Source organism: Streptomyces sp. NPDC005374, from assembly GCF_042872225.1.
Taxonomy (GTDB): Bacteria; Actinomycetota; Actinomycetes; order Streptomycetales; family Streptomycetaceae; genus Streptomyces.
Genome location: NZ_JBIAKA010000020.1, coordinates 54443 through 67071, shown reverse-complemented (window position 1 = coordinate 67071; position 12629 = coordinate 54443). Strand labels below are relative to the sequence as shown.

General features: G+C 70.9%; 12 protein-coding genes. 9 read left to right on the top strand and 3 right to left on the bottom strand.

The genetic code is table 11. From position 1 onward, the window contains the following. Positions 1-99: 99 nt before the first annotated feature. On the bottom strand, positions 100-771 hold the full coding sequence (locus ACFYRX_RS38465) for an N-acetylmuramoyl-L-alanine amidase (protein WP_389110528.1): 672 nt from the start codon (positions 769-771) through the stop codon (positions 100-102). A gap of 60 nt (positions 772-831) precedes the next feature. Here ACFYRX_RS38465 and mnmA point away from each other — a divergent pair, with 60 nt between their 5' ends. Further along, the gene (gene mnmA, locus ACFYRX_RS38460) at positions 832-1956 is read left to right on the top strand and encodes a tRNA 2-thiouridine(34) synthase MnmA (protein ID WP_389110525.1); all 1125 of its coding nucleotides are present in this window, start codon (positions 832-834) and stop codon (positions 1954-1956) included. Positions 1957-1981: 25 nt separating this feature from the next. On the opposite strand, the gene ACFYRX_RS38455 is transcribed toward mnmA, so the two are convergent. Together ACFYRX_RS38455 and ACFYRX_RS38450 are read right to left on the bottom strand one after the other, a co-directional pair. Beyond that, positions 1982-2764, bottom strand: coding sequence for an alpha/beta fold hydrolase (locus ACFYRX_RS38455; protein ID WP_389110522.1), 783 nt, complete (start codon positions 2762-2764; stop codon positions 1982-1984). Positions 2765-2801: 37 nt separating this feature from the next. Next, positions 2802-3137: a DUF427 domain-containing protein gene (locus ACFYRX_RS38450; RefSeq protein ID WP_389110519.1), complete on the bottom strand. Its 336-nt coding sequence runs from the start codon at positions 3135-3137 to the stop codon at positions 2802-2804. A gap of 50 nt (positions 3138-3187) precedes the next feature. Here ACFYRX_RS38450 and ACFYRX_RS38445 point away from each other — a divergent pair, with 50 nt between their 5' ends. The 8 genes from ACFYRX_RS38445 to ACFYRX_RS38410 all read left to right on the top strand — a co-directional run bounded on the left by ACFYRX_RS38445 (position 3188) and on the right by ACFYRX_RS38410 (position 12629). Beyond that, a complete protein-coding gene (locus tag ACFYRX_RS38445) occupies positions 3188-3727 on the top strand; it encodes a TIGR00730 family Rossman fold protein (RefSeq protein WP_389110516.1) in 540 nt (179 codons plus the stop codon). A 15-nt stretch (positions 3728-3742) separates the two neighbouring features. Continuing rightward, the gene (locus ACFYRX_RS38440; protein ID WP_389110513.1) at positions 3743-4441 is read left to right on the top strand and encodes an SDR family oxidoreductase; all 699 of its coding nucleotides are present in this window, start codon (positions 3743-3745) and stop codon (positions 4439-4441) included. A gap of 226 nt (positions 4442-4667) precedes the next feature. Next, a complete protein-coding gene (locus ACFYRX_RS38435) occupies positions 4668-5669 on the top strand; it encodes a methionine synthase (RefSeq protein ID WP_389110510.1) in 1002 nt (333 codons plus the stop codon). 15 nt (positions 5670-5684) lie between these two features. Beyond that, positions 5685-7877: an NAD-dependent DNA ligase LigA gene (gene ligA / locus ACFYRX_RS38430; protein ID WP_389110508.1), complete on the top strand. Its 2193-nt coding sequence runs from the start codon at positions 5685-5687 to the stop codon at positions 7875-7877. A 272-nt stretch (positions 7878-8149) separates the two neighbouring features. Beyond that, on the top strand, positions 8150-10384 hold the full coding sequence (locus ACFYRX_RS38425; protein WP_389110506.1) for a putative bifunctional diguanylate cyclase/phosphodiesterase: 2235 nt from the start codon (positions 8150-8152) through the stop codon (positions 10382-10384). 204 nt (positions 10385-10588) lie between these two features. Continuing rightward, on the top strand, positions 10589-10885 hold the full coding sequence (gene gatC, locus ACFYRX_RS38420; RefSeq protein WP_007384860.1) for an Asp-tRNA(Asn)/Glu-tRNA(Gln) amidotransferase subunit GatC: 297 nt from the start codon (positions 10589-10591) through the stop codon (positions 10883-10885). 5 nt (positions 10886-10890) lie between these two features. Then, positions 10891-12393 carry an Asp-tRNA(Asn)/Glu-tRNA(Gln) amidotransferase subunit GatA gene (gene gatA / locus ACFYRX_RS38415; RefSeq protein WP_389110503.1) on the top strand — a complete coding sequence of 501 codons (1503 nt, stop codon included), beginning with the start codon at positions 10891-10893 and terminating at the stop codon, positions 12391-12393. Beyond that, on the top strand, positions 12390-12629 hold the full coding sequence (locus ACFYRX_RS38410; protein WP_031051298.1) for a hypothetical protein: 240 nt from the start codon (positions 12390-12392) through the stop codon (positions 12627-12629). Before gatA ends, ACFYRX_RS38410 begins: the two co-directional genes overlap by 4 nt.

Below are 12629 nucleotides of genomic sequence, written 5' to 3'. Positions count from 1 at the left end.
CGGGGCCGGGTCAACTCCCGTGAGGAAGCCCCACGTTGACGGTCCGCAGGTCATGATCGTGGTGCGGGACATGTCGGGCGCGCGATCTGCGCCGGAAGTTCATACCTGGGCGGGGGCACTCCGCGCCCTGCGCACCAGCCCCATGTACCGGTCCCAGTCCCAGTGTTCGCCCGGATCGGTGTGGTCCGTCCCCGGCACCTCCACATGACCGATGATGTGCTCGCGGTCGACGGGTATGCCGTACCGCGCGCATATCCGGGCCGTGAGCCGCGCAGAGGCCTCGTACATCGCGTCCGTGAAATCCTCGGGCCGGTCCACGAAGCCCTCGTGCTCGATGCCGACACTGCGTTCGTTGTAGGCGCGGTTGCCCGCGTGGTAGGCGACGTCCAGCTCGCGGATCATCTGGGTGATGTGTCCGTCCTTGCGGACTATGTAGTGCGCGGCCGCGCCGTGACCCGGGTCACGGAACACCTTCACCGCGCTGTCGAAACTGCCCTGGGTGACATGGATGATCACCATGTCCACGTCGTAGTCGTCGGGCCGGTCCGCGCGTCGCCAGTTCGCGTCCGACGCCGCCACCCACTGCGCGCCGCGGAAGTCGACCGCCCCCTCGACCCGCGGCTTCTCCACACCCGGCGCCCGCCACCACAGCCGCGCCAGCTCGTCCCGGGCCAGCACGGCCGAGCCCACGGCGGCCGCCGTCCCGCCGACCAGCAGAGCGCGGCGACCGATACGCCGGTCGCCGTCCTCGGATGCTTGTTTCGCCCCCATACGATCACCAACGGATACTCGTGGGCTTCGGTTCCCGCCTCCCCGTACCCTTGAAGGGTTATGACTGACACCACGCCGCGCCCTCTCCGTGTTCTCGCCGCCATGTCCGGAGGGGTGGACTCCGCCGTCGCCGCCGCCCGCGCCGCCGAAGCCGGCCATGACGTGACCGGCGTCCACCTCGCCCTCTCCGCGAACCCGCAGTCGTTCCGCACCGGCGCGCGCGGCTGTTGCACCATCGAGGACTCGCGCGACGCCCGCCGCGCCGCCGACGTCATCGGCATCCCGTTCTACGTCTGGGACCTCGCCGACCGCTTCCGCGAGGACGTCGTCGAGGACTTCGTCGCCGAGTACGAGGCCGGCCGCACGCCCAACCCCTGCCTGCGCTGCAACGAGAAGATCAAGTTCGCCGCGCTGCTCGACAAGGCGCTCGCGCTCGGCTTCGACGCGGTGTGCACGGGTCACTACGCGCAGGTTCTGGTGGGTGAGGACGGCTCCCGTGAGCTGCACCGCGCCTCGGACATGGCCAAGGACCAGTCGTACGTCCTGGGCGTCCTGGACGAGAGGCAGCTGGCGCACGCCCTGTTCCCGCTCGGCGACACGGTCACCACCAAGGACGAGATCCGCGCCGAGGCCGAGCGCCGGGGCCTCGCGGTCGCCAAGAAGCCCGACTCCCACGACATCTGCTTCATCGCCGACGGCGACACCCAGGGCTTCCTCGCCACCCGCCTCGGGAAGGCGGAGGGCGACATCGTCGACGAGGCGGGCGCGAAGGTCGGCACCCACGAGGGCGCGTACGGCTTCACGATCGGCCAGCGCAAGGGCCTCAGGATCGGCACCCCGGCCGCCGACGGGAAGCCGCGCTACGTCCTGGACATCTCGCCGGTGAACAACACGGTGACGGTCGGCCCGGCCGCCGCCCTGGACGTCACAGCCCTGAGCGCCATCAAGCCCCGCTGGTGCGGCACGGCCCCCGTCGGCCCCGGCACCTACACCGCCCAGCTGCGCGCCCACGGCGGCGAGACCGAGGCCACGGCAGAGCTGGTGGACGGCGAGTTGCAGGTGTCGTTCGCGGAGCCCGTCCGCGGAGTGGCCCCCGGCCAGGCGATCGTGCTGTACGACGGCACGCGCGTGGTGGGTTCGGCGACGATCGCGTCGACCACGCGCGCGACGGCCGGGATCTCCTGAACCCTCCGCGCGCGTGGCCGGGGCCTCAGGCCGCGAAGAACTCCGCCAGCACCGGTGCGAGGGCGGCCGGGTCCACCATGTGGGTCTGGCCGGCCAGGACGCGGTACGACCCGTTCGGCACCGCCTCGGCCACCGCCCTGGTCCCCTCGCGCATCCACTCCGGACTCGCGCCGCCCGCGACCGCCAGCACCGGGACCGTGATCGAGGCCAGCCGGTCCCGGGGGACCAGGCCGCCGGCCATCGCCGCGTTGTCGTAGGCGAGCGTCGGCGCGACCGCCTCCATGCCGGACCACATGGGGGAGTGGCGGGCGCCCTGGATCATGTCCTCGCCCATGCCGGTGAGCCGCAGGAACAGCTCCACCGCGTCCCCGCGCCGGCCCTCGGCGAGCGCGGCCGTCAACTTCTCGGTGTACTCGGCGTTCTGCTCTGCGCCGCCGTCCAGGAAGTCGGCGAACGGCGTCTCGTACACGGCGATCCGGCGGACCGGCAGGCCGCTCGCCGCGGCCTCCAGAACCAGCGCGCCACCGGACGAGACACCGCACAGACAGGCCTCGCCGCCCGCCGCCTCGACGAGCGCGGCGAGGTCGTCGACCTCACGGGCCACCTCGAAGGGGGCCGTGTCGCCGCTGCCACCGCGGCCCCGGCGGTCGTACACCAGGACGCTGTACCGCTCGGACAGCGGCACGGCCAGGGGCGCGACAGTGCCGCCCGTGGACATCGCGCCGCTGACGAGGATGACCGCCGGGCCCTGCCCGGTGCGTTCGTACGCGATCGGTGTGCCGTCGCGCGAGAGGGTCTTGTTGTCCATGCCTGTGGAGACTGCCGCAGGACAGGGAAATCATCGGTCAGGACACGTCGGCATCGACCTCGACCTCGTAGAAGCAGAGATGGTCCTTGATCTCGGCGACGGCGGGCTTCGGCTCGGGGTAGAACCACACCAGGTCGGGTGCGTCCGGCAGGGACCAGTAGGACGCGGTGCCCTTGAAGGGGCAGTAGGTGTGGGTGTCGGAGGGGGTCAGCAGGTCGAGGCGTACGTCCTCGGCGGGGAGGTAGTACCGCACGGGAGAGCCCGTCTCCCTGAGGATCAGCGGTCGTTCGCTCTCCGCCAGGATCTGGTCGCCGTGCACCACGCGCACGTGCCGGTCGACTTGCTCGATGGTGATCGTGTGTCCTTCGGCCATACCGGAAAAGCGCTCGCGGGCCGCCGGTTGTTCCCCCGTACGGTGGCCTCATGAGAATCTGCGTCTTCCTCTCCGCCGCCGACCTCGACGACCGTTACACGCGCCCCGCGCGGGAGTTCGCGAAGCTGCTGGGCAAGGGCGGGCACACCCTTGTGTGGGGCGGTTCCGACGTGGGCCTGATGAAGGTCGTCGCGGACGGCGTGCACGAGGCGGGCGGGCGGCTCGTCGGGGTCTCCGTGGACTTCCTCGCCGCCAAGGTCCGTCCGGGCGTCGACGAGATGGTGATCGCCGCTTCTCTGGCCGAGCGCAAGAAGCTGCTCCTGGAGAAGGCCGACGCCGTGGTGATCATGGTGGGCGGCACCGGCACCCTCGACGAGGCCACCGAGATCCTGGAGCTGAAGAAGCACGGGCACACCGAGAAGCCGGTGGTGCTGCTGAACACGGCGGGCTTCTACGACGGGCTGAAGGAACAGTTCCGCCGCATGGAGGACGAGGGCTTCCTGCCCCGTCCGCTCACCGACCTGGTGTTCTTCGCGGAGGAGCCGGTGGGCGCGCTGGCGTACCTGGAGGAGTCGCTCGGTACGCGCTGACGCCGTGATGCGAGCATGGCGGGCATGGCTACACATGTGATCACCGGAGCGGGCTCCGGCATCGGCGCGGCGGTGGCCCGGCGTCTGCACGCGCGCGGGGACGAACTCGTGCTGCACGCGCGTGACGCGGGCCGCGCGAAGGAGTTGGCCGCGGAGTTCCCCGGGGCGAGGACGCTGGTCGCGGATCTCGCGGATCCCGACAAGATCTCGTGGGCCTTCTCGCACCAGGCGCTGCCGGACCGGGTGGACTCGCTGCTCCACATCGCGGGCGTGGTCGATCTCGGTCCGGTGGGTGACCTGACCCCGAAGTCCTGGCGTCACCAGTTGAACGTCAACCTGATCTCGCCGGCCGAGCTGACCCGCCATCTCCTGCCCCAACTCCGGGTGGCCAAGGGCCATGTGGTGTTCGTCAACTCGGGTGCCGGTCTGAACGCGAACGCCGAGTGGTCCGCCTACGCGGCCTCCAAACACGGGCTGAAGGCCCTGGCCGACTCCCTGCGTCACGAGGAGCACGCCAACGGCGTCCGCGTCACCTCGGTCTATCCCGGTCGTACCGCGAGCCCTATGCAGGCGAAGGTCCACCAGCAGGAGGGCAAGGAGTACGACCCGTCGCGGTGGATCGACCCGGAGTCGGTGGCGACGGCGATCCTCACGGCGATCGACTTGCCGAGGGACGCGGAGATCAATGACCTGACGGTGCGTCCGGGTCGGTGACGGGTCTTTTTTCGCCCCCGCCGCCCCTACCCGTCCCGTCCTTCGGGGGCTCCGCCCCCGGACCCCCGCTCCTCAAACGCCGGAGGGGCTATTTTTAGCCCGTCCGGCGTTTGAGGACGAGGCCCTTCAGGGCCGATGGGGGTCTGGGGGCGCAGCCCCCAGGGACGGGACGGGTAGGGGCGGCGGGGGCGAAAACCTCCGGCCGTCGCCTACGTAGGCTTCGTACGTGACCGCAGACTTCAGTTTCGCGCCCGCCACCGGCATCGGCTCCCTCCCCGGCGGTGACGCCAGGGAGGCCGCCAAGACCGCCACCGGCTCCTTCGAGGACTTCCCGTTCCTCCCCGAACTGCCCGCCCGGGGCCCCGGCGCCGACATGATCGGCCGTACCGCCGGAATGCTCGTCGAGCTGTACGCGCGCGTGGAGCCCAGTGGATGGCGGCTCGGGGACCGGGCGGGGCGGGACACCAAGCGAGCACGGTCGTGGCTCGGGGAGGACCTGGACGCACTGGAGGAGTACACGCAGGAGTACGAGGGGCAGCTGAAGGTGCAGGCCGTCGGGCCCTGGACGCTGGCCGGCGCGCTGGAGCTGCGCAACGGCGAGGTCGCCCTCTCCGACCCCGGCGCGTGCCGGGACCTGGCCGGCTCACTCGCGGAAGGGCTGAGGCAGCACCTGGAGGAGGTCCGCAGGCGGGTCCCCGGCGCACAGATCGTGCTCCAGCTCGACGAGCCCTCCCTCATCGCCGTACTGAGGGGGCAGGTCAAGTCCGCGAGCGGGTACCGGACCCACCGGGCCGTCGACCGGCAACTCGTCGAGGCCACCCTCCGCGATGTCGTCGGGGTTCACGCGGGCGGCCCCGTCGTGGTCCACTCGTGCGCACCGGACGTCCCCTTCGCCCTGCTGCGAAGGGCCGGCGCGGCGGCGGTCTCCTTCGACTTCTCACTCCTCACCGAGCGTGACGACGACGTGATCGGCGAGGCGGTGGAGAGCGGTACCCGGCTCTTCGCCGGTGTCGTGCCCGGCACGGACACGGCATTGTCAGACCCTGCCGGTAGCGTCATGGGTGTCAGGACGTTGTGGCGCAGGCTGGGGCTGCATCCGGGACTTCTCGCGGAGGCGGTCACGATCACTCCGTCGTGCGGGCTCGCGGGGGCCTCCCCCGAGTATGCGCGCAGGGCTCTCGCCCACTGCGTCCAGGCGGCGAGATCCCTCGCGGACAACCCAGAGTAACGGGAGGACAATACGGTGGCCGGCGACAAGCAAGCGGATACGACGGTGCCCGCCGAGGCGCGGGAGAAGCACGCGCAGCTCGCTGAGCAGATCGAGGAGCACCGCTTCCGGTACTACGTGAACGACGCCCCGGTCGTCAGCGACGCGGACTTCGACAAACTCCTGCGCTCGCTGGAGTCCCTCGAGGACGAGTACCCCGAGCTGCGCACCCCCGACTCGCCGACCCAGAAGGTCGCGGGGGCGTACGAGACGGAGTTCACGGCAGTCCAGCACCGCTCCCGCATGCTCTCCCTGGACAACGCCTTCAGCGACGAGGAGTTGGCAGCCTGGGCCGAGCGGGTCGCCAAGGACGTCGGCACCACCGGCTACCACCTGCTGTGCGAGCTCAAGGTGGACGGCCTCGCCGTCAACCTCACCTACGAACACGGCCGCCTCACCCGCGCGGCGACCCGGGGGGACGGCCGCACCGGCGAGGACATCACGCCCAACGTCCGTACGATCGCCGAGATCCCGGACCGGCTGACCGGCGACAGGGTTCCCGACCTCGTGGAGATCCGCGGCGAGGTCTACTTCCCGATGGAGAAGTTCGAGGAGCTCAACGCCCGCCTGGTCGAGGCCGGCGACAAGCCCTTCGCCAACCCGCGCAACGCGGCGGCCGGTTCGCTGCGCCAGAAGGACCCGCGCGTCACCGCCACCCGCCCTCTCCACATGGTCGTGCACGGCATCGGCGCCCTGGAGGGCTTCGACGGCATGACCCGTCTCTCCCAGGGTTACGACCTCCTCAAGTCCTGGGGTCTGCCCACCGCCAAGCACAACAAGGTGGTCGACGACCTCGACGGCGTACGGGAGTTCATCGCGTACTTCGGCGAGAACCGTCATTCCGTGGAGCACGAGATCGACGGTGCGGTCGTCAAGCTGGACGAGATCCCGCTCCAGGGCCGCCTCGGCTCCACCTCCCGCGCCCCGCGCTGGGCGATCGCGTACAAGTACGCGCCGGAGGAGGTCAACACCAAGCTGATCAACATCCGCGTGGGCGTGGGCCGTACGGGCCGGGTCACGCCGTACGCCCAGGTCGAGCCGGTGACGGTGGCCGGCTCGGAGGTCGAGTTCGCCACCCTGCACAACCAGGACGTCGTCAAGCTGAAGGGTGTCCTGATCGGCGACACCGTCGTGCTGCGCAAGGCCGGTGACGTGATCCCCGAGATCCTCGGCCCGGTCGTCGACCTGCGCGACGGCAGCGAGCGCGAGTTCGTGATGCCGGGCGAGTGCCCGGAGTGCGGTACGGCGCTGCGGCCGATGAAGGAGGGCGACGTCGACCTGCGCTGCCCCAACGCCCGCACCTGCCCCGCCCAGCTGCGTGAGCGCCTGTTCTATCTCGCGGGCCGCAAGTCGCTCGACATCGAGAACTTCGGGTACGTCGCCGCGGCCGCCCTCACCAAGCCGCTGGAACCGAAGCAGCCGCCGCTGACCGACGAGGGCGACCTGTTCGACCTCACCATCGAGCAGCTGCTGCCCATCAAGGCGTACGTCCTCGACCAGGACAGCGGACTGCCCAAGCGCGACCCGAAGACCGGCGAGGAGAAGATCGCCACGGTCTTCGCCAACCAGCAGGGCGAGCCGAAGAAGAACGCCGTCGCCATGCTGGAGAACATCGCCGCTGCCAAGGAGCGCCCGCTCGCCCGCGTTCTGACCGGCCTGTCGATCCGCCATGTCGGCCCGGTCGCCGCCGAGGCGCTCGCGCGGGGCTTCCGCTCCATCGACCGCATCGAGCAGGCGAGCGAGGAGGAGCTGGCGAACACCGACGGCGTCGGCCCGATCATCGCGAAGTCCCTCAAGGAGTGGTTCACCGAGGACTGGCACCAGGAGATCCTGCGCAAGTGGAAGGCCGCGGGCGTGCGCATGGAGGAGGAGGGCTCGGGTGAGGACGAGGGCCCGCGTCCCCTCGAAGGGCTCACCGTCGTCGTCACCGGCACCCTGGAGCGCTTCACCCGAGACGGAGCCAAGGAGGCGTTGCAATCCCGAGGGGCGAAAGTGACCGGTTCTGTTTCGAAGAAGACGTCTTTCGTCGTTGTGGGTGACAATCCAGGTTCGAAGTACGACAAGGCGATGCAACTCAAGGTGCCCGTTCTGAACGAGGACGGCTTCGACGTCCTGCTGGAACAGGGCCCCGAGGCGGCCACCGAAGTGGCGCTTCCCACGGAGGAGTAGCGAGGAGCGGCGGTTGAAGGCCACCCGATCGGCGCATACCAGATGCATACGGGTGGCCGGGGCGCATTCGGGCAACCGTCGGCGACCGCTGCCCGTGGAAGCCTTCTGCGGCCTACTGTTGAGATGTGCGCCTGCCGTGCCCAGCTGCGGTCGGGGCATCCCCCTGCTCCTCATGAGCAAGGGGACGGGTTTTCCAACGCGGCGCCGTCGAGGGTTTTGTCGGGCGAACGAGCCGCGTGGCGTGGGCACCGCCGGCTGTGAGAGGGACGGGAATGGAACCGACCGATAGCGCCGCCCCGGACTCACGGCTGCGCCGGCTCACCGGCGCATGGCGGGCGAGCCGGCGGACCGCGCGGCCTCCACAGCACAGGGGCTCGGAGGGACGCGTCGCCGGGCCGTACACCGCGGCCGGTGGCCCGGGCACCGCGCAGCTCACCGCCGACCACGCCCCCGGCCTGCCGGGCTCCGAACCCGACCGGCAGCCGTCCTGGCCCGCGCTGCCCACGGCGGTCGTCGCGGCAGCCGGATTCGTGCTCGGCGCGGGCTTCTACCGGGCGTTCACCGGCACCCACGCGCTGTTCCCGTCCGGCACCGTCGGCTGGGCTCTGGCCGTGCTGACCGGCGTCATCGTGGGGCACCTGGTCGCCCTGGGCCGGGCCCGCTGGTGGGGCGGCACCGGCTCGGGCGCCGCCCTCACCCTGGCCGTCCTGCTGCTGTACGGCTGGGTGCCCGCCGGCATGGTCAGCCTCACCGTCGTCCTGCTGGTCGGCGTGGTCCGCCGCCACCGCTGGCGGCAGGGCATCCTGCACGGCGCCGTGGACATCCTCGGCATAGGCGTCGGCGCCCTGGTCCTCGCCGGGTTCGGCCAGTCGCCGTCCGTCGAGACCCCCTGGAACCCCGACAGCTGGACCTTCTACACCGGCCCCGAGGTGGTGCTGGTCGCCGCCGCCTATCTCGCGGTCACCCGCGTCCTCGGCTGGTACCTGCACTCCTCGCGCCACGCCGGCCTGCCCACGATGGCCCGCACCGCCCTGGTCAGACAGGGCCTCGTCGCGGTCGCGCTGCTCGGCATCGCCCCGCTGGTCTGCGTGGTCGCCACCGCCAAGCCCCTGCTGCTCCCGCTGTTCGCGATCCCCCTCATCGCCCTCGACTCCACCCTGTGGATGGCCCGCGCCCGGGCCGAGGAGCAGCTGCGCGACCCGCTGACCGGACTGCCCAACCGGCAGTGGCTCCTGGAGCGCATCTGGACCGCCCTGGACGACGCCGAGCGCATCGGCGCCCGGTCCGCCCTGATGCTCATCGACCTCGACCGCTTCCGCTCGGTCAACGACACCCTGGGCCATCTCGCCGGTGACCGGCTGCTCCTCCAGATCGCCGACCGGCTGCGGGTCGCGCTGCCCCGCGGGGCGGAGGCGGCGAGGCTCGGCGGCGACGAGTTCGCCGTGTTACTGCCGGTCGCCGACTCCACGACCTCCGCGACCCGGGTCGCCCGCAACCTGGTCGCCGCGCTCAGCTCCCCGCTCGACCTCGACGGGCTCACCCTCGTCCTGGAGGCCAGTGCCGGGGTCGCCGTCTTCCCCGACCACGCGGTCGACGCCGAGGGACTGCTGCGGCGGGCGGACGTGGCGATGTACCAGGCCAAGCGGGACCGTACGGGCGTAGAGGTGTACGAGTCCAAGCGGGACTCCAACACCCCGGACCGGCTCGGGCTGCTCGGCGATCTGCGCCGGGCCCTGGACGCGCACGACGTGCAGCTGCACTACCAGCCCAAGGTCCGCTTCGACGGGCAGGTGGCCGGTCTTGAGGCCCTGGTGCGCTGGGTGCACCCGGAGCGCGGGAAGGTTCCGCCGGACGAGTTCATCGCGATCGCCGAGTCCTCGGGGCTGATGCCGTACCTCACCGAGTACGTCCTGGACACGGCGCTCGCGCAGGTCGCCGAGTGGCGGGCGCAGGGCCTGTTCGTCCCGGTCGCCGTCAACGTCTCCCCGCGTGACGTCCACACCCCCGGATTCGCCGGTTCGGTCGCCGCCCGGCTGGCCCGGCACGGAGTCCCGGCGGGATCGCTCCAGCTCGAGATCACCGAACACGTCCTGCTGGAGGACCCCTCGCGGGCGGCGGACACCCTCGCCGCACTGACCGCGCACGGCGTGAAGATGTCCCTGGACGACTTCGGCACCGGCTACTCCTCCCTGGTCCACCTGCGCCGCCTCCCCGTCAGCGAACTGAAGATCGACCGCTCCTTCGTGGCCAAGCTGGCCGTGGACACCGAGGACGCGGAGATCGTCCGCTGCACGGTCGACCTCGCCCATTCCCTGGGTCTCCTCGTCGTGGCGGAGGGTGTCGAGGACGACGAGACATGGGAGCGCCTGCGCGACATGGGCTGCGACGCCGTACAGGGCTGGCTGGTGGCGGCGGCGATGCCGCCCGAGGAGACAACGGCATGGCTGCTGGCGCGGGGGTCGCGGGGCTGGCAGCGGCCAAGGGCAGCGTTGCCGGCAGCGGAGTAGGCATTCCAGCCCACGTGTGGTGTTCAGGGGCGCGGGGCTGTATCGATGTGCGGCTCCGCCGCGGGGCGCGACAAGCCACGACGGACCCGCAGCCCGCCCAACGACCTGTCCAGGCACCCTCTCCGGAATCCGTTTAACAGCCAGAGGCAACCGCGCCATAGGATTGGCTCCACACCACACGCACTCACCCCAGAGGATCGCTGCATGCCTGGCATCACGCGCGAGGAGGTCGCCCACCTCGCACGGCTGGCGCGTCTGGAGCTGAAGCCCGAAGAGCTCGAGCACTTCGCGGGACAGCTGGACGACATCATCGGCGCGGTCGCACGCGTCAGTGAGGTCGCCGACCAAGACGTACCGCCGACCTCGCACCCGCTTCCGCTGACGAACGTCATGCGGGCGGACGAGGTCCGTCCGTCGCTCACCCCCGAGCAGGCGCTCTCCGGCGCCCCGGCCCAGGAGCAGCAGCGTTTCAAGGTGCCGCAGATCCTGGGGGAGGACTAACCGCCATGACGGACAACGTCACCATCATCAGGCTGACCGCCGCCGAGACCGCCGCGAAGATCGCTTCCGGTGAGCTCACGGCCGTGCAGGTCACCGAGGCCCACCTGGCCCGTATCGAGGCCGTCGACGAGAAGGTGCACGCCTTCCTGCACGTCGACCGCGAGGGCGCGCTCGCGCAGGCCCGCGCCGTCGACGAGAAGCGGGCCAGGGGCGAGAAGCTCGGCCCCCTCGCCGGTGTCCCGCTCGCGCTGAAGGACATCTTCACCACCGAGGGCATCCCGACGACCGTCGGCTCGAAGATCCTTGAGGGCTGGATTCCGCCGTACGACGCGACCGTCACCAAGCGGCTGAAGGCCGCCGACGTCGTCATCCTCGGCAAGACCAACATGGACGAGTTCGCCATGGGGTCCTCCACCGAGAACAGCGCCTACGGCCCGACCGGCAACCCCTGGGACCTCACCAGGATCCCCGGCGGCTCCGGCGGCGGCTCCTCCGCGGCGCTGGCCGCGCACATGGCGCCCCTCGCCATCGGCACCGACACCGGCGGTTCCATCCGCCAGCCGGCCGCCGTCACCGGCACGGTGGGCGTCAAGCCGACGTACGGGGCGGTGTCCCGGTTCGGCATGGTCGCCTTCTCGTCCTCCCTCGACCAGGGCGGCCCCTGCGCCCGTACGGTCCTGGACGCGGCCCTCCTCCACGAGGCCATCGCCGGACACGACCCGCTCGACTCCACGTCCATCGTCGCCCCGGTCCCGCCGGTCGTCGAGGCCGCCCGCAACGGCAGCGTCGCGGGCATGCGCGTCGGCGTGGTCAAGCAGTTCCGCGGCGAGGGCTACCAGGCCGGTGTCATCCAGCGCTTCGACGAGTCCGTCGCCCTCCTCAAGGAGCTGGGCGCCGAGATCGTCGAGCTGGACTGCCCGTCCTTCGACCTGGCCCTCTCGGCGTACTACCTGATCGCGCCCTCCGAGTGCTCCTCCAACCTCGCCCGCTTCGACGGCCTGCGCTACGGCCGGCGGACCGGCGACGACGGCACGCACTCCGCCGAGGAGGTCACGTCGATCACCCGCGCGGCCGGCTTCGGCCCCGAGGTCAAGCGCCGCATCATGCTCGGCACGTACGCCCTGTCGAGCGGCTACTACGACGCGTACTACGGCAGCGCGCAGAAGGTCCGCACGCTCATCACCCGGGATTTCGAGAAGGCGTTCGAGCAGGTCGACGTGATCGTCTCCCCGACGACCCCGACCACCGCCTTCCCGATCGGCGAGCGCGCCGACGACCCGATGGCGATGTACCTCGCGGACCTGTGCACCATCCCGACCAACCTCGCGGGCAACTCCGCCATGTCCCTGCCGTGCGGTCTGGCCCCGGAGGACAACCTCCCCGTCGGCCTCCAGATCATCGCCCCGGCACTGAAGGACGACCGTCTCTACAAGGTCGGCGCCGCTGTCGAGGCCGCCTTCGTGGAAAAGTGGGGGCACCCGCTCCTCGAGGAGGCACCGTCGCTGTGAGCAAGCTGACCAAGGCGAAGGACTTCAAGAAGTCCAAGTCCGGCACGTACCTGTCCATCGCCACCACGGCGTTCGGCGCCATCGGTGTCGCCAAGCGGCTCAAGAAGGCGCGCGCCGAGAGCGACACGTTGGTCCTGATCGACGCGACCGTGGCCGCCGTCGCCGTCGTCACCGGCCTCGCCGTCCTGTACCGCGAGCTGAAGCGGCTGGGCGACGACGACGTCCTGCTGGGCTGA

What these genes read in the sequence shown, in the direction of transcription:
- ACFYRX_RS38465 (WP_389110528.1), bottom strand. Translation starts at nt 771, where the DNA reads ATGGGGGCGAAACAAGCATCCGAGGACGGCGACCGGCGTATCGGTCGC.
- mnmA (WP_389110525.1), top strand. Translation starts at nt 832, where the DNA reads ATGACTGACACCACGCCGCGCCCTCTCCGTGTTCTCGCCGCCATGTCC.
- ACFYRX_RS38455 (WP_389110522.1), bottom strand. Translation starts at nt 2,764, where the DNA reads ATGGACAACAAGACCCTCTCGCGCGACGGCACACCGATCGCGTACGAA.
- ACFYRX_RS38450 (WP_389110519.1), bottom strand. Translation starts at nt 3,137, where the DNA reads ATGGCCGAAGGACACACGATCACCATCGAGCAAGTCGACCGGCACGTG.
- ACFYRX_RS38445 (WP_389110516.1), top strand. Translation starts at nt 3,188, where the DNA reads ATGAGAATCTGCGTCTTCCTCTCCGCCGCCGACCTCGACGACCGTTAC.
- ACFYRX_RS38440 (WP_389110513.1), top strand. Translation starts at nt 3,743, where the DNA reads ATGGCGGGCATGGCTACACATGTGATCACCGGAGCGGGCTCCGGCATC.
- ACFYRX_RS38425 (WP_389110506.1), top strand. Translation starts at nt 8,150, where the DNA reads ATGGAACCGACCGATAGCGCCGCCCCGGACTCACGGCTGCGCCGGCTC.
- gatC (WP_007384860.1), top strand. Translation starts at nt 10,589, where the DNA reads ATGCCTGGCATCACGCGCGAGGAGGTCGCCCACCTCGCACGGCTGGCG.
- gatA (WP_389110503.1), top strand. Translation starts at nt 10,891, where the DNA reads ATGACGGACAACGTCACCATCATCAGGCTGACCGCCGCCGAGACCGCC.